This is a genomic window from Pseudomonas sp. ICMP 8385, assembly GCF_002699915.1.
GTDB lineage: Bacteria > Pseudomonadota > Gammaproteobacteria > Pseudomonadales > Pseudomonadaceae > Aquipseudomonas > Aquipseudomonas gessardii.
This window is the reverse complement of record NZ_LKBY01000135.1, coordinates 21819-43565: the sequence shown is the minus strand read 5'-3', so window position 1 is coordinate 43565 and position 21747 is coordinate 21819. Positions and strand designations below refer to the sequence as shown.

15 protein-coding genes and 1 riboswitch are annotated in these 21747 nt (G+C 61.2%); of the genes, 9 read left to right on the top strand and 6 right to left on the bottom strand.

Going from position 1 to position 21747, the window contains the following annotated elements:
* Nucleotides 1-14: 14 nt before the first annotated feature.
* The 5 genes from AO268_RS27095 (at nt 15) to AO268_RS27075 (ending at nt 7542) form a co-directional block, all read left to right on the top strand.
* Nucleotides 15-1352, top strand: coding sequence for a lysine N(6)-hydroxylase/L-ornithine N(5)-oxygenase family protein (locus AO268_RS27095; protein ID WP_076964316.1), 1338 nt, complete (start codon nt 15-17; stop codon nt 1350-1352).
* A 317-nt stretch (nt 1353-1669) separates the two neighbouring features.
* Complete coding sequence (locus tag AO268_RS27090; RefSeq protein WP_076964315.1) at nt 1670-2386, top strand: MgtC/SapB family protein; 717 nt, start codon at nt 1670-1672, stop codon at nt 2384-2386.
* Between the two features lie 327 nt (nt 2387-2713).
* A complete protein-coding gene (locus AO268_RS27085) occupies nt 2714-3340 on the top strand; it encodes a response regulator transcription factor (RefSeq protein ID WP_076964314.1) in 627 nt (208 codons plus the stop codon).
* A 1-nt stretch (nt 3341) separates the two neighbouring features.
* Nucleotides 3342-6974, top strand: coding sequence for a transporter substrate-binding domain-containing protein (locus AO268_RS27080; RefSeq protein WP_099170402.1), 3633 nt, complete (start codon nt 3342-3344; stop codon nt 6972-6974).
* A 133-nt stretch (nt 6975-7107) separates the two neighbouring features.
* Complete coding sequence (locus AO268_RS27075) at nt 7108-7542, top strand: chemotaxis protein CheY (protein WP_099170401.1); 435 nt, start codon at nt 7108-7110, stop codon at nt 7540-7542.
* Between the two features lie 887 nt (nt 7543-8429).
* On the opposite strand, the gene AO268_RS27065 is transcribed toward AO268_RS27075, so the two are convergent.
* From AO268_RS27065 to AO268_RS27050, 4 genes are all read right to left on the bottom strand, one after another.
* On the bottom strand, nt 8430-9320 hold the full coding sequence (locus tag AO268_RS27065) for an ABC transporter substrate-binding protein (protein ID WP_099170488.1): 891 nt from the start codon (nt 9318-9320) through the stop codon (nt 8430-8432).
* Between the two features lie 20 nt (nt 9321-9340).
* The gene (locus AO268_RS27060; protein ID WP_076964310.1) at nt 9341-9700 is read right to left on the bottom strand and encodes a (2Fe-2S) ferredoxin domain-containing protein; all 360 of its coding nucleotides are present in this window, start codon (nt 9698-9700) and stop codon (nt 9341-9343) included.
* On the bottom strand, nt 9700-11640 hold the full coding sequence (locus tag AO268_RS27055; RefSeq protein ID WP_099170399.1) for a TonB-dependent receptor plug domain-containing protein: 1941 nt from the start codon (nt 11638-11640) through the stop codon (nt 9700-9702). Before AO268_RS27055 ends, AO268_RS27060 begins: the two co-directional genes overlap by 1 nt.
* Before the next feature lie 91 nt (nt 11641-11731).
* A riboswitch (cobalamin riboswitch) is annotated at nt 11732-11936 on the bottom strand.
* A gap of 66 nt (nt 11937-12002) precedes the next feature.
* Nucleotides 12003-16367, bottom strand: a complete 4365-nt coding sequence (locus tag AO268_RS27050; RefSeq protein ID WP_099170398.1) for a DUF6543 domain-containing protein — start codon at nt 16365-16367, stop codon at nt 12003-12005.
* Between the two features lie 366 nt (nt 16368-16733).
* On the opposite strand from AO268_RS27050, the gene AO268_RS27045 reads away from it, so the two are divergent.
* Together AO268_RS27045 and cobF are read left to right on the top strand one after the other, a co-directional pair.
* Nucleotides 16734-17300 carry a histidine phosphatase family protein gene (locus AO268_RS27045; protein ID WP_099170397.1) on the top strand — a complete coding sequence of 189 codons (567 nt, stop codon included), beginning with the start codon at nt 16734-16736 and terminating at the stop codon, nt 17298-17300.
* Between the two features lie 47 nt (nt 17301-17347).
* Nucleotides 17348-18106: a precorrin-6A synthase (deacetylating) gene (gene cobF / locus AO268_RS27040; RefSeq protein WP_099170396.1), complete on the top strand. Its 759-nt coding sequence runs from the start codon at nt 17348-17350 to the stop codon at nt 18104-18106.
* A 167-nt stretch (nt 18107-18273) separates the two neighbouring features.
* Here cobF and AO268_RS27035 read toward each other — a convergent pair whose 3' ends face one another.
* Both AO268_RS27035 and AO268_RS27030 read right to left on the bottom strand, forming a co-directional pair.
* Complete coding sequence (locus AO268_RS27035) at nt 18274-18858, bottom strand: hypothetical protein (protein WP_099170395.1); 585 nt, start codon at nt 18856-18858, stop codon at nt 18274-18276.
* 73 nt (nt 18859-18931) lie between these two features.
* Nucleotides 18932-20740 carry a monovalent cation:proton antiporter-2 (CPA2) family protein gene (locus AO268_RS27030; RefSeq protein ID WP_076964304.1) on the bottom strand — a complete coding sequence of 603 codons (1809 nt, stop codon included), beginning with the start codon at nt 20738-20740 and terminating at the stop codon, nt 18932-18934.
* 279 nt (nt 20741-21019) lie between these two features.
* On the opposite strand from AO268_RS27030, the gene AO268_RS27025 reads away from it, so the two are divergent.
* Both AO268_RS27025 and AO268_RS27020 read left to right on the top strand, forming a co-directional pair.
* Entirely contained in the window at nt 21020-21385 is a 366-nt protein-coding gene (locus AO268_RS27025; protein ID WP_076964303.1) for a type II toxin-antitoxin system RelE/ParE family toxin, read from the top strand.
* On the top strand, nt 21378-21683 hold the full coding sequence (locus AO268_RS27020) for an XRE family transcriptional regulator (protein ID WP_076964302.1): 306 nt from the start codon (nt 21378-21380) through the stop codon (nt 21681-21683). The genes AO268_RS27025 and AO268_RS27020 overlap by 8 nt, the downstream gene beginning before the upstream one ends.
* Nucleotides 21684-21747: the final 64 nt, after the last annotated feature.

Here is a 21747-nt window from a genome sequence, read left to right as displayed (position 1 = left end):
CAGAGGACACTGGAATGACACAGGCAATTGCATCGCCCGCGGTTCACGACCTGATCGGCATTGGTTTCGGTCCCTCGAACCTGGCGCTGGCCATCGCCCTGCAAGAGCGCGAGAAAGCCCAGGGCAAGCTCGATGTGCTGTTTCTCGACAAGCAGGCCGACTACCGCTGGCACGGCAATACCCTGGTGAGCCAGAGCGAGTTGCAGATTTCCTTCCTCAAGGACCTGGTGACCCTGCGCAACCCCACCAGCCCCTATTCCTTCGTCAATTACCTCAAGGCCCACGGGCGTCTGGTGGACTTTATCAACCTGGGCACCTTCTACCCGTGCCGCATGGAGTACAACGATTACCTGCGCTGGGTCGCCGGGCAATTTACCGAGCAGAGCCGCTATGGCGAGGAAGTGCTGGCCATCGAGCCGATCCTGCATCAGCAGCAGGTCGAGGCGCTGCGGGTGATCTCCCGCGATGCCCACGGCGAGCAACTGGTGCGCACCGCGCGCTCGGTGGTGGTCAGCGCCGGTGGCACGCCACGGATTCCCGAAGCGTTCAAGGCGCTCAAGGAGGACGGGCGGGTGTTCCACCATTCCCAATACCTGGCGCGCATGGCCCAGCAGCCGTGCCTGGAAGGCAAGCCGATGCGCATTGCAATCATCGGCGGCGGGCAGAGCGCGGCCGAGGCGTTTATCGATCTGAATGACAGCTTCCCCTCGGTGCAGGTGGATATCATCCTGCGCGGCTCGGCCCTCAAGCCTGCCGATGACAGCCCGTTCGTCAACGAAGTGTTCTCCCCGGAGTTCACCGACCTGGTGTTCCAGCAGCCCAGCAGCGAGCGCGAGCGCTTGGTCAACGAGTACCACAACACCAACTATTCGGTGGTGGACCTGGACCTGATCGAGCGCATCTACGGGATCTTCTATCGCCAGAAAGTCTCCGGCATCGCCCGCCACGCATTCCGCACCCTGACCACCGTGGAAAAAGCCAGCGCCGGTCCCCTGGGCATCGAGCTGCTGGTGCGTCACAACGCCACCGGTGAAACCGTGCTCAACCACTACGATGCGGTGGTCCTGGCCACCGGCTATGAGCGCCAGATGCATCGCCAGTTGCTGGCGCCGCTGGAGGCCTATATGGGGGACTTTGACGTGAGCCGCGATTACCGCGTGGTCACCGACGAGCGCTGCAAGGCCGGTATCTACATGCAGGGCTTCAGCCAGGCCAGCCATGGCTTGAGCGATACCTTGCTGTCGATCCTGCCGATTCGCGCCGATGAGATTGCCGCGTCGCTGCATGAGCATGACCGACGCCTGGGCCAGGGGCGCTCGGTGCGTGACCGGCTGCTGGCCACCGCCAGCTGACAGCGGCCGCTCCCGCGCCTGCGGGAGCGACCCTGGCTGAACCCTTGCTGAAGAACCCGCCGATTCGCTGCTCTGTCACTTTCCTCCTTCAGACTGCGGGCGTAAGCTGCGCCGGTTTTCAACCATAGCGCAGACCTTCGTGAACAGACTTTCGAGTGACAGTTGTCGACCAGGCTTGGCCAGCTGACGCGCATTTGCATGCCGTTGTCTCGCCGATAAAGCGAGAAGCGGTATTGGGGTAGCGAACCGTCCTGGTGGCTGCCTGATCCCCCTTTTTTTCGACGCGGATTCTGCGGGCAATCAAAGGGAGATTTATCATGCAGGCCCTCAACAATATCAATCTGGATTCCTTGATCGACACCCTGGTCAGCCTCAGTGCGGCCTTTATTCTCGGTGGCCTGATCGGCTTTGAACGCCAGTTTCGCCAGCGCACGGCAGGGCTGCGCACCAACGTGCTGGTGGCGGTGGGGGCCGCCATTTTTGTCGATATGGCCAATCGCCTCGGTGGTGCCGAAGGCGCCGTGCGGGTGGTGGCGTATGTGGTGTCCGGCATTGGCTTTCTCGGTGCCGGGGTGATCATGCGTGAGGAGGGCAATGTACGCGGGCTCAATACCGCCGCCACGTTGTGGACCTCCGCGGCAGTGGGCGCCTGTGCCGGTGCCGACCTGATCATCGAGGCGCTCCTGGGCACCTTGTTTGTGCTGGCGGCCAACACCTTGCTGCGGCCGATCGTCAATAACATCAACCGCCAGCCCCTGGACGTGGTGTCGGCCGAGGTGACCAACATCCTTTACGTGATCGCCCGGCGTACCCAGCAGCAGGCGGTGATGGCCTTGTTGGAATCGGAGTTGGCGCGCTGCAACTACCCGGCCAGTGATGTCGACGTACGGACCTTTGGCACTGAGGAGGTGGAGATCGAAGCCACGCTGGCCGCCAACTCGGTCGATGGTGACGAGTTGGACGCCCTGGTGGCGCGGATTTCCCGCTCGACCCTGGTGGTACAAGCCTTCTGGAGCCCCAGCACCACCGATTGAGGGGGCCTTTTTCCGGGCCGAAAAAAGCCGCCTCCTGTCATGGGAGGGCGGCTTTTTTGCTGTTTTTGACTACGCTTTAGTGAGGATAAGTCCTACAAGTGCGCCGGATTTTACCTTCAGGCGAAACATCATTGCGTTGTTAATGTTGAGCCGTTGCACCTAACCAAATTCCGTTGAAACGTTCTGTGTAGATAGCGCCGCTGGTCGGAACTGGCAATTCTCACAGGTACAGGGGTTTCGTGTGATGTGTAAGGGTATTGGCGCTCCTTAAATGAGTAGTCGCCAATGAAGCAACTAAACAGTCGTGGTGTTCTGCCAGGGAGTCGCATGAGCAAAGCGTTAATCGTGGATGATCATCCGTTCATTCGTGCAACTGTTAAATACTTGTTACGCCAAGAGGGCTTCGAGACGATTTTCGAGGCCGCCAACGGTGCTGATGCCTTACAGATCGCCAGGGAGGAACGACCAGACCTGGTCATTCTGGACCTGGCGATGCCCAAGCTGGGCGGGCTGGAGGTGATCAGCCGAATCAAGGCATTGGGCCTGCCTTGTAAAATCCTGGTCCTGACCTCTTACCTGGCGGTGTTTTTCTCGACACGTTGTATGCGCGCCGGGGCGATGGGGTTTGTCGCGAAAACCGGTGAGCTGGATGAGCTGCAAAAAGCCATCAAGGCGGTCATGTCCAACTACAGCTGCTTCCCCAGCCTGCCCACCAGCTCCGTACGCAAGGACGACTTGCAAACCACGGAACAGCAACTGGTAGAGGCCCTGTCTGACCGCGAACTGATGGTCTTGCAGAAGCTGGCCCTGGGCCTGGGCAACAATGAAATCGCGAGGGACATGCTGTTGAGTCACAAGACCATCAGCACTTACAAGACCCGGTTGAAGGAGAAACTGCGTATGTCTTCAGTGGTGCACTTATCCAAGTTCGCCCATCGAAATCATTTGATCTGATATGTCGAGCACTTTGGGCAAATGGTTCGCGGCCTTTTGGCTGGCGAGCCTGTCACTCACCGTCAACGTGGCTCTGGGCGAGCCACAGACTCTGCAACTGTTGGGGCATTCGAGGCTGGATGCCCCGCAGGTGAACCTCAATGAAGCGGACTGGCGCTGGCTACGCGAGCGCCGCACGCTGGTGATGGGGGTGTCGGCTCCCGACTATGCCCCCTTTGACCTGACGAACAACAACGACGATCTGGAAGGAATCACCGCCGATTATGCCGCGTTGATCGGCCAGGCGTTGAATGTCGCGATCCAGGTGCAGCGCTACGAGCATCGGGACGAGGTTATTGCGGCCCTCAAGCGCGGTGACGTGGACTTCCTCGGCACGGCCAATGGCTACGAGGCCGCGGACCGGCAGCTAAGGCTTTCGCATTCGTATGCCAACGACCAGCCGACCCTGGTGACGCGCGTCGATGACAGCCAGGCCCTGAGCGCGGAGCTTGCGGGCAAGCGCCTGGCCATGCTCTATCACTACATGCAGCCCGAGGCGGTAGCGGCCTATTACGCCAATGCTTCATTGCAGCTTTATTCGTCGACCTTCGAGGCGATTGGCGCCGTAGCCTTTGGCCAGGCGGACGTTTACCTGGGCGATGCGATCAGCACCAACTATCTGATCAACAAAAACCACCTCAATAATGTGCGCATGGCCGACTTCTCCAGCCTGGAGGTCAACCCTTTCGCGTTCGCTTTTACTGGGGATAATGTGCGGCTGCTGCGTATCTTCAATGCGGCGCTGGCAGTGATCCCGATCAACGAACAAATGGAGATCCTGCGCCGCTGGAGCGCCGGCAACCTGGGGATCGTTGGCCGCGAGCGCCTGCGCCTGAGTGCCAGTGAACAGCGCTGGCTGGACAAGCATCCGCGGATCAAGGTCACGGCGCTGGACAAGTTCATGCCCTTGTCATTTTTCAACGATCGAGGCCAATTGCAGGGCTTGAGTGCCGAGGTCCTGGCCCAGATCAGCTTGCGTACCGGCTTGAAGTTCGATGTGGTACGCGGCAATTCGCTGCCTCGTCAAGTCCAGCAGGTCAGCGAGGGCGAGGCGGATATGATCGCGCTCATTACGCCGAGCATGTCCCGGGAGGACAAGATCCGCTTTACCCGGCCGTACCTGAGCAACCCGTTCGTGCTGGTCACGCGCGACGATGACCGCAGCCCGGTCACCCTGGATGACATGGCGGGTAAGCGCCTGGCGGTCATCGGCCGCAGCGTGCAGCGGGAAATCATCAGCCGCGACTACCCCAAGATCGTGCTGGTGGACGTCGAGACCCCTGCGCAGGCTATGGCCCTGGTGGCCAGCGCGGGGGCCGACGCCTCGGTCAACGCACTGATCATTGCGCGCTACATGATCGCCCATCAATACCGTGACCGCCTGCGCATCACCAGTACGGTTGGCTCGCAGCCGGCACGACTGGCCTTTGGTGTGGGGCGCGGTCAACTGGAGTTGTTCTCGATCCTGGAAAAGGCGCTATTGAGCATCACGCCCCAGGAAATGGATGAGTTGACCAACCGCTGGCGCAGCGAGCTGGTGATCGACGACAGCTACTGGCTACGGCACCGCAACACAATTATCCAGGGGTTCTCGCTGGCCGCCGTGCTGTTGCTGATCACCCTGGGCTGGGCCATTTACCTGCGCAGCCTGATCCGCAAGCGGGCCCAGGCCGAGCGCGCCCTGAGCGACCAGATGCGCTTTATGAGCGTGTTGATCGACGGCACGCCGCACCCGATCTATGTACGCGACCGCCTGGGCCGGTTGATGGCGTGCAACAGTGCCTACCTCAATGTGTTCGGCTTTCACCTCGAAGATGTGATCGGCAAGACCGTGGTCGAGACCGACACCGGCAATCAGCCCCAGTCCCAGTCCTACCATGAAGACTACATGCGCCTGATGGAGCGCGGCGAACCGCAGATTCATGACCGGGTGCTCAAGGTGCCGGGGGGCGCGACCCTGACCATCTACCACTGGATGCTGCCGTACCGCGATGCCAACGAAAAGGTCGTGGGCATGATTGCCGGCTGGGTGGATGTCAGCGAGCGCCAGCGTTTGCTGGGGCAATTGCAGGAGGCCAAGGAAGGGGCCGATGCGGCCAACCGTGCCAAGACCACCTTCCTGGCAACCATGAGCCATGAGATCCGCACGCCGATGAATGCGGTGATCGGCATGATCGAATTGGCCCTGAAAAATGCCGAGCAGGGGCGTATCGACCATGACGCCCTGGCGGTGGCCTCCGACGCTTCGCGGGGCATGCTGGAGTTGATCGGCGATATTCTCGACATTGCCCGGATCGAGTCTGGGCACTTGTCCCTGACCCTGGAACCCTCGAACCTGCGCGAGCTGCTGGCCTCGGTGGTGCGTATCTTCGGAGGGCTGGCGCGCACCAAGGGCCTGGTCTTGCAGGTGGACCTGGACCCGCTGGTCGATCGTCACGTTTTGATCGATCCGCTGCGCTTCAAGCAGGTGGTCTCCAACCTGTTGAGCAATGCCATCAAGTTTACGGCCCAGGGCCATGTGCGCTTGAGTGCCAGTGGGTCGCCCGCCGTTGCCAATGGCTATCTGAGCCTGCGGTTGGTGATAGAGGACAGCGGGGTCGGGATCAGCGTCGAGGACCAGATGCGCCTGTTCAACCCGTTTATTCAAGGGCGTAACACTGACCAGTCGGCGCGCAGTGGCTCGGGGCTGGGACTGGTGATCAGCCGCAGCCTGTGTGAAATGATGGGCGGCCAGCTGAAATTGAGTAGCGTGCTGGGGCAGGGCACACGGGTCGAGGTCACACTGCCATTGGCGGTGGCCGCTTCGGCCAGTGCGCATTCCGAACCGGTTGCCCTGGAGGCGCCGCCGGCCCATGTATTGAATATCCTGGTGGTGGACGACTACCCGGCCAATCGTCAGTTGCTGACCCGGCAGCTGAGTTTCCTCGGGCACCGGATCACCACCGCCAACGATGGGGTGCAGGGCCTGGAATGCTGGCAGGCCGAGCGCTTTGACGGTGTGATCACCGACTGCAATATGCCGCTGAAAAACGGCTATGACCTGGCCCGGGACATTCGTGCCGATGAGCGCGCCCGTGGCTTGGCGCCCTGCCTGCTGCTGGGGTTTACCGCCAATGCCCAGCCGGAGGAAACCGAGCGTTGCCTGGCGGCGGGGATGGACGGCTGCCTGTTCAAACCCACCGGGCTTGAGGATCTGCATGCCGCGCTGGCCTCACGTACGGCCATGCCTTCGGTCAATGAGCTGGTGACGGCTGCCCCGGCGCTCGACTTGAGTCGTTTGTTGAAGTTGACCGGCTCTGACACGGACGCCGTCAAGGAGTTGTTGGTGCAACTGCTCGACAGCCTCAGTGCCGATCGCACGCAACTACAGGCCTTGCTTGCAGAAAACGACTACGCCCACTTGCATGACCTGGCCCACAGGACCAAGGGCGGGGCACGCCTGGTCGAGGCGCAGGTCTTGGTGAGCCACTGCGAAGCACTGGAGGCGGCCTGTGAGCAACAGGATTCGGGGGCGTTGGGCTTGGCGGTGGCCGGTGTGCAAGAGGCCATTGATCAATTGCATCAGGCCCTGACGGACTATTGCAACCGGGTATAAGGGGATAGGCTCGGGGAGGGTTTGGGAGAACTCCTACGTGTAGGGGGAACTACGCTGATTTTTTCGTCGAATTATGTCTGGAAGAGTAGGTCGCTCCTTCCTTCCACGAGCGCTGCCTGCTCAGGGACTTGCCATGCCAACCAAAGCACTGACGATCCTGATTGCCGATGAACAGCACCTGCAACGGTTACACATCGAAAAAATGCTCAACCAACTGGGCTACTACCGGATTGTCCCGGTGCAGACCTTCGAGGAAGTGCTGATCCTGACCGATATCCCTGCCCAGCCATTCGACGTGTTGATCATCAATGCAGGCCTGGCCGCCAATGACGGTGGCGCGCTGGCGTTCCAGCAGCAACACCCGCAGGTGCGCCATGTGCTGGTGTATGACGACCAGGACCTGGGGCCGCCGACCTGCCTGGCGCCCCTGGCCCTGGTCCGTTTGCCGGGATCGCCCGACAGCATCACCCTGGAGCATTTCATGGACATCATCGACCCGCCGTCACCGGCCAGCGGTTTGCGGGTGTTGCCATGGCTGCGGGAGCTGGCACGCAGCCCGGCGGTCTAGCTCAGCCCCATTGCGGTGCAATGCCCTTGGGGTTGGTCTGTGGGAGCGGGCTTGCCCGCGATGGCGGTGGATCAGCCAACACAGTTGTTAACTGACATACCGCTATCGCGGCATAGGTATCTACACAACTCTCTTCTCGGTCTGTGTACATATCCATTGTTGCGATGGCGACCAGTCAGCCAACGTATTTATCGACTGATACACCGCCATCGCGGGCAAGCCCGCTCCCACAGGGAATGTAGCTTCGCGCTCTGGCTCTGGCTCTGGCTCTGGCTCTGGCTCTGGCTCTGGCTCTGGCTCTGCTGTTGCTTTTGATCTGGCTTTTGATCTTAGGCGCCCCGTTAAACCACGATGGCCGCAGGCAGGTATTGCGTAGTGGGCACCCCGGCATGGATGCCGGGGTAGCCGCGACACGGCCATGGATGGCCGATCGCGGCGGGCCCACGGAGCAATGCCTGACTGCGGGCATGCCGAGCCTAGGCGAGGCACCGAGTGGTGGGGCAAGAGCCCTTTGGTTACTTTGGGCTGGGCCGGCACTCCGGCTTTTCCAAAGTGACCCGCCGTCAGGGCGGAACCCTAAGTGGCCGTTACCGCAGCAATGGATATGTACTCATATCCAGAAGAGAGTTGTGTAGATACCTATGGCTATCGCGGGCAAGCCCTAATGCCAGTCAGTTAAGCCTTTTTGTAGGAGCGAGCTTGCTCGCGAAGAACTTGAGAGCGCCGCGTTTACCTAGCAAACACGCGGTATCGTTGACGTCCTTCGCGNCGAGCAAGCTCGCTCCTACAGAAAGCAGAATCCGCTTAACTGACTGGCATTAGGGCAAGCCCGCTCCCACAGGGGATCTTCGTTCGCTTAACTGAACGGCATTACGGCAAGCCCGCTCCTACAGGGCGTTGAGCTTATGCGCCAGGTCCAGCGCCACTTTGCCGCTGTCGACAGTGGGCACCAGATGGGTAAACGGGATCTCGATCAGGCGGTTCTCCCGCACTGCCCGCAGGCGCGACAGCACCGGGTCGCGGGTCAGCAACTGGCGTTTGCGGCTGGCCGGGGACCACAGGGCGTCGGCCAGCAGGATCACATCCGGGTCGCTCATCAATAACGTCTCGCTGCTGACCCTGACCCGGTATTGATTAATCCCGGCCAACAGGTTGCGCGCTCCGGCAGCGGCCAGCAGGGCACTGACGAAACCGTGTTGTCCTTCGCTGTCCAGGCCATTGACTTCACTGTCGAGGTAAAACACCGACAAGGGTTTGGCCGGCTTGGCCAGTGCCCGGGCGCTGGCCAGGTCGGCGTCCAGGGCCTCAATCAAGTCGCGGGCCCGCTGCGGTTTATGCAGCAGGTTGCCCAGGGTCAGCAGATCATTGCGAATATGCCCGAAGTAATCCAGGGAATGCCCGGCACACGCCGACTCCAGCAGGTACGAGGCCACACCGTTGCCGGCCAGCCCGGTGCGCGAGGTGATGCCGTTGCCAAAGGCCGTGGCAAAACCGCCCACCACCAGGTCCGGCTTTTGCCCATACAACACCTCGCTGGCCGGGTAGCGCGGGGCAATCACCGGCACGCCCTGATACTGGCCCTGCTGGTGCGCGGCGCCGTTGTCATCCAGGTACGCCACGCCCACCAGCGCCGGGCCGGCTCCCAGGGCCAGCAGCATGTCGGCGGCGTGCTGGTTCAGGGCGACGATGCGCGATGGCGGCGCAGTGGGCAGGTGCCAATCCTGCTGGCAGTTGCGATAGCCGTCCGCCAGGGCCGAGGCACTGCCCAGCAGGGCCATGGCCAAGCCTGCCAGGCGCTTCACGGGTGCTCCCGGATCAGCAGTGCTTCGACCACGTCGCCGCCCACCAGGTGCACATCCACCAGGCGCACGGCATCGGCCTTGCTGCGCACGCCATACCAGCAGCGCTCCGGGTACACCGTGAGCACCGGCCCCAGGTTGCAGGGGAACTGGCAATGGGTGCGCGTCAGCAGCACACCGCCGGGTACTTCGATGTGTTGGTGTTCCAGCAGGCGTCGGCGCAGGGTTTTCCACAGTTGCAAGGCGCCACGCTGGGTGCAGCGCGGGCCGGTGCACAGCAGCACATGGCGGGCATGCTCGGGGATCCGGGACCAGTCGGGGTGGCTGTCCACCCCGTCGATGTGTGTGATTTCAGTCATCAGAAGCGATACGTGTAACGCACCTCAGAGGTGAAGGGGCGGCCCAGGTTGTCGACATTGCTGGAGCGGCTGGTGACGTAGTCGCGGTCGAACAGGTTCTCTACCAGCAGGCTCACGCGGTGTTGATGGGCGTGGTCGAGGTAGCGGTAGGCGTCGGCGTCCACCACCGAGTAGTGACCGTACTCGATGCGTTTCGAGCTGGTCACATCGTGGATATAACGGATGGCCGCGCCGGCGCCCCACAGGCGGTTCTGCGACTCGAAACCCACCCGCGAACGGGCGAAGAAACTGGGCACATCATTGATCGTGACGCCGGCGCGCGACTCGGTCAGGTTGCGGGTCATGTCCGCCTGCAGGCTCCACTGGTCGTTGAGCGCCCACTTGGCGTCGGCCTCGAAGCCGCGCATCTGGATCTGCCCCTGGCCGTTGACCCACTGGATATCGTCGAGGGTGATCAGGTCGGTGATCGTGCGCTTGAACAGGGTCAGGCTGGCACTGAACTCACGGTCGGCCAGCAGGCCCTTGTAGTCCAGGCCCAGCTCGGCGTTGCGGCTTTTTTCCGGCTTGAGGTTGCGGTTGCCGAGTTCGTCGCCGGGCTCATTGACAAACAGTTGCTCGGCATTCGGCAGCTTGTAGGCGGTGCCGTACTGGCCGCGCAGGGCCCAGTTGGCGTTGAGGTCATAGAGCGAGGTGAGCATGCCGACCGTGGCACTGTCGCCGCCGCTCATGGTTTCGTGGCGCACGCCGATACTCGGGTGCCAGTCGGGCAGGGCGTCGATCTGCGGGCGCAGTTGGCTGTACAGGGCGTGGGCCTCGGCCTGGTTGTTGTCGATGACCAGCACATCGTCCTGGCCCTTGAACCACTGGTTGTCGGAGCCGAACACCAGCACATGCCCGCCTTCAAGCTCAGCCTTGCCTTCGGCCTGCACGCCCCAGTCGGTAAAACCCCAGTAGTCATTGTGGTTGCGTACCAGGGTGCCGCCGTCGGCGGTGTTGTTGACCCGCGAGTAACGGGTGTCCCAGTCGTTGATATGGCCCTTGACGAAGTAACTCAGCCGCTCGTTGAGGCGTTGCTCGAAGGTCGCCGTGGCGATCTGTTGCACACGGTCGTTGGTGGTCTTGCGGTTGTTGGTGGCGCCGGCGAAGTCCAGGTTGGCGTCGGAGTACTGGTAGAACAGCTCCAGGCGCGAGTCATCGGCAAAAGACTGGATAGCCTTGGCGCCGAGGGTGGTGACTTCGTAGGAACGTTTCTTGTCGCTGACATGGCTCATGTCGCGGTTGCGAAACGGCTGGTAGCCCTCGGACACGTTATGGCTGACATAGGCCAGCAGGCCCAGGTCGCCCAGGCCGTTAGTGAAAACCCGCTCGGCCCGGGCATCGCCGGTGGTGCCGCCAAAGGTATCGACGCCCAGGTTGGTTTCGCCGGACACCTCGCGGGTCTGCGGGCTGCGCGTGACGATATTGATCACGCCCGCCACCGCCTGGGTCCCGAACAACAGGCTCTGGCCACCCTTGAGCACTTCGATGCGCTCCACGGCGTTGGCCGGCAGGGTGTCCAGGTACAGGCCACCGTACAGGCGGTTGTTCAGGCGTACGCCGTCGAGCAGGATCAGGGTGTCGTCATTGCGTCCGCCCAGCAGGGAATAGGTGCCGTAGTCGAACGGGCCGTTTTTGGGCGCGACATAGAAACCGGGGATAAACATCTGCATCGCCCGCGTGATATCGGCGCTGGGGCCGGCGCGTTCAATCTGTTCGCGGGTGACAATCGCCACTTTGCTGCCGTATTGGGCCATCTCGGCCACGGTGGTGGATTCCACCGACGGCGCCGAAACGGTCTGCGGATGGAGCACCAGGGCCGCGTCATCGGCGAGCAGCAGCGGGCTGAACAGGCAACCCAGGAGCAGGGTTGGGCCAGAGGTAGAGGAACGTTGGAAAATCATAGTCTTCTCGAAAGTATCTTCGCAGAAGCACGCAGGAGAAGGCGCCGGGCACACACCGACACCGGCCCATGCCCGCCCACCGCAGGATTATGCCAAACAGAAATTCCAGGCCGGTCTCCGGGCTCTCGCGTATCGAACCCTTCACCTTCCCATGGCGTTCTGGCCACAGTGGTGTAACGAAGGGGTCACGCGAATACCGTTGCGGGGGCAGCACCGGACTTGCTCGAACGAGCGTACCGGTTTCCCGTTTCACCTCATGCACGGCGGCATGCGGCACCTGAAACAGGGCCGCATCTGAACATTCGTAGGACCGTTCGTCAATGCGACGAACCGATTGGCCAGTGCCGCGTGCTGGAGGGTGCTCAGCGATTTGCCGTTGTAGCGCTCGTGCGGGGCGGGTAATACACGGGGTAGTAGGAGAAGAGAATGTATTCCAGAGGGTTGCGGATCAGGGAAATACCCGTGCGGTCCTTGACGGTGTCGACACTGTCGTATTCTGCGTAGGTGTCACTCACCAGCTTCGGCCCGTTTTGCGGTCCGTGCATCTGGGTGCCGGTTTCAAATTCGGAGGTGACCAGTTCGGGGCTGGGAGTCACTGTCACGGTCCCCACGAAGGCCTTCACCGGCTTTTTGATCAACCTCTGGAACTCGGCGGCAAAGGAGTTCTCGGAGCCATTGCCGGAGTAACAGACAAGCAAGCGAACGTTGTCGAACTGGCTGGGGTCGATGCCTTTGGCGAGCAGATGGGCATGTAGTTGTTCGGCGGTATGCTCGGCGCCGTCATAAAGGATGGTTGAACTCTTGCCCAGCAGTTGCTCCGTGAAGCTGAGGTCGCGGCCATGGGCGTTGATGTTGAGGCGGGGTTTGCCTTTGTATTCATCTTCAAAGGTAAAAAGGTTGCCTTTGACCAGTTGCATTTTTTTCATGTTGCCTTTCATGACGATCATGCGTCGGACCTTTTCGCCATTGGGTGCCTCTACGATACTGTTGTAGCGGCCACCACGCAGAGGTGTCTCGGCCAACCCTGAGGTCGGGTGTATGTCGGTCTGCCTGGGCAGGGGGCGTGCTCGACGATGGGTCACCAGCATCGCAAGGTTGAGCAACAGATCCGCCATGGCCGGTTCTTTGTTCGACGTGTCATCGTCCGCCAGCGTTTGCAGGTCGCTGAGAAGGCCCTGGAACTGCAACATCGTACCGATGGCGGCACCCGGGCCGCGCAGGGCGGGCAGTACGGCGTTGAGCAACAGATAGCCGCCTTCCTTGAGCGTTGCCCAGCGGCTTTCGGCATCGGAGACAGATTGTTGTTCGGCCATGCTGATCAGGCCCTGGGCGTTGGCGTCGTACAGGTGGTTTATCAGTTTCCCGGTTTGCAGTTTGGCCTTCAGCGCATCGGCAGCGGCGTAGCTTCCTACGGCTAGCGTGGGTGCGGCGGGAATGGTTTCTCCGTCACCCACGCCAAACAGGCTGGTTGTCTGGGCGGAGGGCTCCTTGAAACTCCAGGCCTTGTAGTATTCCCGGGTCGAGCTGTCGGGAAACCAGGCCAGGATGTCTTTTTGCAAACGCCCTGGCTGCTGGATGGCCTCCAGCAAGGCCTGGCGGGTCGGGAATTGCAGCAGCGGCGCGTCGGCGATCAATGGGCGATAGAGAATGTGCGGGCCGCTGGCGCTGTCTTCGGGCTCGATCAGGTACATGTTGTCGACCACGTCGGGCGTCGCGCCTGGCCCGGCGATGAACGCCAGCGGTCGCACGGCGATTTCTTTGCCGTCGACGGTCTTTGTGCCGGGCTCTGGATTGATGGCTGCCTGGACGTAACGCAAACCTGTGGTGTCGAACCCCGATTGTTTTTGAACGGCCAACTCCAGGGCCTTGATTTGCAGTTCCACCGGAATCTGCTGGGCAAACAAAGACTGGCGCTCGGCCTTTTTGGCGGGATCGTCCAGCAGTTCGCGTTTGAGCAACTCGGGGTAATTTTTTCCCACGTCTATGTTCTGGATCAGCTTCTGCAGTTCGCCATCCACTTCCAGTTCGGGAACCCGCGTGTTACCCGGTTTGAGATAGACCTCCACGTCCCGGCTGGGCAGCCCCGAGAGGTTTCTCAGGAGCACATCGGTCATGCTCAGGCGTTCGCGATGGAGGCTGCCACTGACCACACCACCCGGGGAGTTGCCGCCCACGGGAACCCTGAACACGACTTCCAGGTTTTTCGCCGGGTGCCCCGACACCATCAATTGACCGAAGGCCTTTTCGGCAAAGGGGCGGATATCCGGGATATCGCTGTTGTAGGTCCGCCCTTTATTGCGCTGGGTGAAACTCGCCAGTTCCAGGCTGAGTCCACGTAAGACAAAGCGCTCGGCCTCGCTGGCTTGACTGACCCAGGCTGGCATTTTGCGTTGGGGCTGATCCAGTGTGTTGAGGTTGAGATAAGCCGCAGCACTGGCAAGGCTGTGATCCAGGCGTTGATCGATAAGGGGTTGGGCCTGGTTATCGAAGGCATGGCCGTCCACTTTGCGCAAGGTGTTGAGGCGCCGTTGCCCGGGGAATTGCGCGTTGAGCTCTTGCTCGCGTGCTGCGTTGAAGGCTGCGTAGGAGCCATACGGGGTGACTGTGCCGTTGGGTTCGCAGAGCAGGAGAGTCGTACGCTCGGCGATATGACGCTGAATCAGCAGGTTCGGCGAGGTGGATTCGATTGCGCCTTGGTTGGCCGCTGGAAGGCTGCCGAGGGCGAAGACTGTCACTTCGCTGTTGTCGGTGGGGGTTGGGCGCGTCAAGCCACTGGGGTAGCGCACTACCAGATCGAGGGTTTCGCGTTGCTGCTCATCGAGCCCCGGTTGCTTGAGCCCGGCCAGTCGCACATTGTCGCGCAGCAGGTCACTGATCAGTGTCCGATGACTGCCGGCAAAGGGGCTCAGACCTCCAGAGGCGGGTGTGCTGAAGGCGGGCTGGTCCCAGTACTTGGGCACGTCCGCAGCCAAGGCTGGGTTCATCTGGCCTGGGAGGGCGCGTAAAGCGCTTTGAAGGTCGTTCATTTCAACGGGCAGTGGCGTGTCCGGGGTATTGCCGGTATGGGCCATAAGGTCAGGGCGGGTATCGACCAGCTTGCTGCCGGCGGGCAAGTCTGGCACAGCGTCGTCTGTCAGGTAATCCAGGGCCAGGTCCATCAGGGGCGTGCGCTTGAACTGGCCAGGCTTGTCCGGGTCGGGCTGGGCAAAGTCGAGGTGGTTGATATCGAAGTCCAGCCCGAGCGATGCGCTCTTCAAGGCATCAGTGAGCAGTCGGGCCATGACCGCGCGCAGGCCGGGCTCGCCGGCAAACTGGTGACTGGCTATCTCGGTGGTCGGGTTAAGGGGCGTGGCAGGTGTGGCTTCGCGGGGGCTGGTTTTGTTGTCGAGGCGATCAATGACCGCGCGTCGTTTCGCCCGGACGGCGCTAGAGCGTTCGCTGTGGGCTGGGGCGTTCTCGTTCAAGGCAGGGAAACCGGTGTAGTTGAGTGCCGCGCACCGTTTGAGGGTTTCCAGCAACGTCCCCGTCGCCAGGTTTTCCCCGTAGAAATTCAACAACTCATTGACACTGATCCAGCTGTACCGGGGGTGACGCACCTGCTCTGTCGAGCCTGCGGCCAGGCTCTTGGCTGACGCCCAGATGTCGGTGCTGACGGCTGACCAGCCTGAGTCGTCGGTCATGCGGAAAACCTTCTGGACCTTGACACCTTTGGCCCCTATTACCTGGCAGGTCAGTTCGCCGGTTTGTGGCGCAATGCTGATACTTGAGAGATCAATCTTGTTGTTTTTCACGAAGGTCAAGAATGAAGGCTCGGCCAGTGCGTTTTCGAGGGCCATGCGTACCTGTCCAAAGGTCGAGTACTCTGGAACCGTCCCGAAGGCAGAGGTGATGCCCTCTCCAGGGGGCCGGGTTTCCGTATGCCGGGCTGTCAAGACTGTGCTGCACCACCTCGCCAGTTCCAGATCGCCTTTGGCGATGAGCGGCGATGAGGTTTTGACTTGTTGCGCAGGCAATTGTTGACCCTGCGCCTGTGTGATTTGCGCCGCGAGGGTGTCGATCGCATCCTGTTGCAATTGTTGGATGTGCCGGTGTTCGGGTTGGTTATGACGCGGCAGGTGAGACCTGGAGAACGCTACGCAAGGAAATCCCTGGTCATGCTGTAAGCGACCGATAAAACGGAGCATGTCAGTTCTGGTATTCGAGTAGCGGGCACCGTAGAAGTCGCCCACGATATTCAGCGATGCGCGGTCTTCGCCGGCATATTCAAACGGTGATTCGAGGGTGGGCGCCAGATTGCGCGCGGCGGCCACGACGGCTGCAGACACCGCGTCCCAGCCGGGGGTGTACGTTGTAAAGTTGGCTGGCTGGCCATTGATCATGCACTCCAGCCACCCGGACCTTGGGTTCAGTTTGAAATGTGATGTGTCGATGTTGTTATTTTTGGCAAAGGTTGCAAAAGGCTCATCCTTGAGGGCCTGGGTGAGCCGCGCCCAGGCTTTTGCGAAGGTGGAATCGGGCGGGATGTTGTAGACCAACCGGGTCTCCGGGCTGTCTTGAGCACCTGAATCAAGTGAGATGACCTGGTTCATCAAGGTGGCGGCGAACTGCGCCGACAGCTCACTGTCGGCCACTCTGACCGTATGTTCGGCTTTTGCCTGGGCGTTCAGGGTAATGACATTCAGCGAAGGGCTGCGTCGTGAGCGTGCCAGGTTGTTCTGTGCGCCCAAGGGGGAGCCTGATGGCGAGGCTGCGGGAGGAAACAGGGCTTCCTCGAGGCGTTGTGCGTAGGTTTTTCCGGCGCCCCGGTCTCTGGGCGGGGGCAGTCGCAGGGGTAATCCTTGTTGAACGGCAGGCTCGGGTGAGGGGTTCAAGCCTGGGGGGTTGGGCATGGCGGGCAGAGTGGGTCGGGGGTTGGCGACTTTCATGATTATTCCTTCAGGCAGTGGTTCAACAAGGGGGGGCGCAACGTTGTCGGTTGGGTGGCTTTCTGTCCGGCATCCGTTCCCGCCGTTCGTAGGCTTTCAGTGTTTCTACAAGCCTTGCTGCTCCTGTGTCAGGATGTCGGTCTTACCTTGAAATCGGGGCGATGTTCGATGCAGGCCACTCGTTTGACCCTTATGTGCCATGCCCGCACACCTACTCAAAAACGTGCGCGTTTCGCGTTGGACGAGCCCTTGGAAAGCGCGTGGCAGTTGCCGGCGTTGTCATTGGCCGGCCGCTTCAAGCGTGCCCCTCGTGTGCTCTGCGGCCCCGAGGTCCGAACCTGGCAAACAGCCATGTTTTTTGCCGAATCCCCGCAGGTGGAAGAGGCCCTGCGCGACTGTGATTTGGGGCGGTGGCGCGGGCAGGGCCTCGATGAGGTGCAACTTGCCGAGCCCGACGCCTTGCAGGCCTGGCTGACGGATACCACGGCGGCCCCCCATGGAGGTGAGTCCGTTGAGCAACTGTGCGAGCGGGTAGGGCAGTGGCTGCGGTCCCTGGAACAGACCCCGGGCCATGTCCTGGCGGTGACCCACCCTTTCGTGATCCGTGCCGCGTTGCTGTACGCCATGCAGGGCCCGCTGGCGATGTTCAACCGGATTGATGTGGAGCCGTTGTCCGCCACCGAGCTGCGTTTCAACGGCGTGTGGCGCCTGCGCCTGGAAACGCGCGAGACCTGAGCGGCGCGAACATGGCAAAATCGCAGCCCCGCACTGAGAACCCCTTCATGAAAAAGATCCTGATCATCGGCATTGGCGCCGGCAACCCCGACTACATCACGATGCAGGCGGTGAAGGCGCTGAACCGCACCGACGTGTTTTTCCTGATGGACAAGGGCCAGAGCAAGGACAAGCTGATCGACCTGCGCCGGGAAATCTGCCAGACCTATATCGACGCCGGGCACGCCTACCGCTTTGTCGAAGCCGACTGCCCCGAGCGTGTGCGCGGCGAAATCGACTACACCACGGCGGTGCAGGATCTGAACCGCGACAAGCAACAGACCTTCGAGCGCATGATCAACGAACACATGGCTGACGGTGAAGTGGGGGCCTTCCTGGCCTGGGGCGATCCGGCGTTGTACGACAGCACCATCCGTATCCTGCAGGCGATCCTGGCCGATGGGCGCTGTGCCTTTGAGTTTGACGTCATCCCCGGGATTACCAGCGTCCAGGCCCTGGCGGCCCAGCATAAAGTGCCGCTGAACCGCATCGGCCGTTCGATCGAGATCACCACTGGGCGGCGGCTCGCGGCGGGGCAGGCCAGCGATGCCGATACCCTGGTGGTGATGCTCGATGCCGAGGACTCCTACCGCAGCGTTGCGGACCAGGACCTGGAAATCTACTGGGGCGCGTACCTGGGCACGCCGGATGAAATCCTGATCAGCGGCAAGGTGGCCGAGGTGGCCGATGAGATCGAGCGTGTACGCAAGGCCGCGCGCCAGGCTAATGGCTGGATCATGGATACCTACCTGCTACGCAAGCCGTAGGGGGGAATGCATTAAAAAATGTGGGGCTTGTGTGGGAGCTGGCTTGCCTGCGATGCAGGCACCTCGGTGTGTCAGTCAATTATTTATCAACAGATCCACCGCCATCGCGGCGAGGCGGCGACCCGACAAGCCGCTCCCACATTGGATTTTTGGTGCTTAGGGGAATGTCACTTGCCGCTGGTAATCTGCCTGACCAGCAGCCCATGCCCCATCACATCCTCGGCCCGGGAAATGGCCTGGATCACCAGCAAGCGGTTGCCTGCGCCGGCAAGGAAGGTCGAGTTCAAGGTCTTGCCACCGCCCATGCTGGCGGTGCCATCAACCTGGCGCAGGCCCACGCCCTTGATCAGCAGTTTCTTCTGCGCCAGTTTCTTGTAGTCCGGCAGGCTGGTGCCTACGTCCTTGAGGAAGCCTTCAACCGCACTATCGAGAAACAGCGGTTCGTTGTCTTGCAGGTCGATCCCGTCATTGCGCAGGGTCTGGGCCACGACCACTACGCTTTTTGACGCCTGGTTGATATACATCGTGCCGTTGGCGCCAGCAGTGCCCTGGGCTTGCGCGCCGGCGGGCAGGGCGTCGGCGACATAGCCCTTGGGCAGGGTGAAGGTGAACTTGCCGTCCAGGGTCGAGACGATCTGGAAGTCGTCCGGCGCCGCCGCGGCCGGCTTGGTGGCCGCGAACAGTGGGCTGGCGCCCAGGCTGACAGTCAGCGCCAGGGCCAGGCGGGCGGCGGTTTGGCTGAGGGTGAGCATGAGGTCTTCCAATGGATGAACGAAATTGCGCTGTATTCTGTCAGAAAATTCGCAATTTCGTTCGGATCCATCCTCAAACCTTCCCCGACTCCTCCTCAAGACGGTCCATTTCAAACAACCGCGCCAGCTCTGCGCGCGATTCCTGGGCCGACTGCATCACCTTGGCCGCGTCGTCGTACACCGCGTGCTGCGCGGCCAGCAGTTGCAGGTCGTGGTGCTTGAAACGGTTGATCCGCGCATCGGCCTGGGTCTCGCTCAGCCCCAGGCCGACCAGGGTACGGCGGCTCATTTCCAGGCTGGAATAGAAGGTTTCGCGCACCGGTGACGCGTCCAGGTCCACCAGGCGATGCACATGCTGGCGGTTACGGGCACGGGCGATGATTTTCATGTGTGGGTAGAGGTTGCGCACCAGCTCGGCGGTCTTGATGTTGATTTCGGGATCATCCATGGCGATCACGACGTACTCGGCCTGGTCGACCTTGGCCGCGTGCAGGATCTCTGGGCGCTGGGGGTCACCGTAAAACACCGGCATACCACCAAAACTGCGGGTCAGCTCGATGGTTTCCACCGACGTGTCGAGGGCGATAAACGAAATATTCTGCGCCCGCAGGATCCGCGCCACAATCTGCCCCATCCGGCCCATGCCGGCGATCACCACCCGTGGCGCATCGCTCTCGATCGCACGGTATTCTTCCGGCACTTCCACCGGCTTGGCCTTGGGCCGGAACAGCTTCGGGCACAGCAGTAACAGCAACGGGGTGAGGGCCATGGACAGGGTGATGGTCAACACCAGCACATCGTACAGGTGCGGGGCGAACAGGCCCTGGTCGCGGCCGATCTTGAACACCACGAAGGCAAACTCACCGCCGGCCGCCAGGACCACGCCCAGGCGGACTGCGCTCTCGCGGTTCAGCTCACCGACCATCTGCCCGACCGCATACAGCAGCGGCAACTTGATGCCGATCAGCAGCAGGGTCAGGCCCAGCACCACAAAGGGCGTGCTGAACAACAGGCTGATATTGGCGCCCATGCCCACGCTGATAAAGAACAACCCCAGCAGCAGGCCCTTGAACGGCTCGATCTGTGATTCCAGCTCGTGGCGGTATTCCGAGTCGGCCAGCAGCAGGCCGGCGAGGAACGCGCCAAGGGCCATGGACACGCCCACCAGTTCCATCAGCCAGGCGGTGCCGATCACCACCAACAGCGCGGTGGCGGTGGACACTTCACGCAGGCCGGTCTTGGCCACGATGCGAAACACCGGGCGCAACAGGTAGCGGCCGCCGATAATCACCACGGCGATGCTGCCCAATACCTGTAACCCGTGGTTCAGGTCCTGGGCGGCGGTGGTGGTGTGGTCGCCGCCGGCCAGCAGCGGCACCATGGCGATCAACGGGATCGCCGCGATGTCCTGGAACAACAGGATCGCAAAGGCCAGACGCCCGTGGGGGCTGTTCAGCTCCTTGCGTTCGGCCAGGCTTTGCAGGCCAAAGGCCGTGGAGGACAACGCCAGGCCCAGGCCCAGCACAATCGCGCTGTTCCATGACTGGCCAAACGCCCAGAGCGCCACCGCCCCCATCACCATGGCGGTCAGCAGCACTTGCGCCAGGCCCACGCCAAACACCGCCTTGCGCATCACCCACAGGCGCTTGGGCGACAGTTCCAGGCCGATGATAAACAGCAACAACACCACCCCCAGCTCGGAGAACTGCGCGACGCTTTGCGGGTTGCCTATCAGCCCCAGTGCCGAAGGGCCGATGATCACGCCGGCGAACAGATAGCCCAACACCGCGCCCAGTTTCAGGTGCTTGGCCAGGGGCACGGTCAGTACGGCGGCCAACAGGAACACTACGGCCGCTTGTAACAGGTTGCCTTCATGGGGCATCGCTTACTCCAGGATCTTTGAGGCGAATCGATAGGGCGCCATTAGAACGCGCTTTTATGTTGCTGAATCTGAATTTTTGCCAGGGCACAGCGCTTTGTGCCAGTGCCTGTTGGATGTCGTATAAATCCTACAGGGCGCTCGCGAAAGTTTTAATACCGTTTATTTCAATGAGTTCGGTGAGGGCGGTTTTTTTTTGAATTAAAAGCTAGGTGTCGGGCGCGTTGTAGAAAGTCCTAAAGTTATGCCCTTGAGTTTATATTCCATGGATGGCATATTTACATGAAGTGGGAAATTGAGTACACGGATGAATTCGGCAATTGGTGGTTTGGGCTGGATGCAAAGGAGCAGTCTTCTGTCTCGGCGACTGTAGATTTACTGGGCCTTTTGGGGCCAGCCCTGGGCTTTCCACACAGCAGCGATATCAAGAACTCCCGACATGGCAGCCTGCGGGAACTACGGATCCAGCATGCCGGGCGACCTTATCGGGTGCTGTATGTATTTGATCCGCGCAGATGTGCGCTGCTGCTGACCGGTGGTGAAAAAACCGGGCGCAATCGCTGGTATGCAGACCATATTCCGATTGCCGAAAAGCTGTATGACGAACACTTGGAAACATTGCTTAAGGAGGGCCTGAATCATGGCTAAGAAATTTGCTGACCTGCAGGCGCGCATGACCCCCGAGGCCCGTGCCGATGCCGAGCGGATCTTGCGGCAGCACCTCAAGGAAATGCCGTTGCACGAGCTGCGCAAAGCGCAACAGATGAGCCAGGAGAGCCTGGCCAAGGCCCTGAATATCAACCAGGCAGCGGTTTCCAAGATGGAGCGTCGTACCGATATGTACATCAGCACCTTGCGCAACTACATCCGTGCAATGGGTGGGGAGTTGGAGATTGTGGCGACGTTCCCGGACGGGCAGGTCAAGATCGAGAACTTCGCCACCTGACGTCTTTTACAGGGGCAGGCCCTGCGCCAATTCTTGTTACTATCGCTCTGCGTTTTCACCAGGA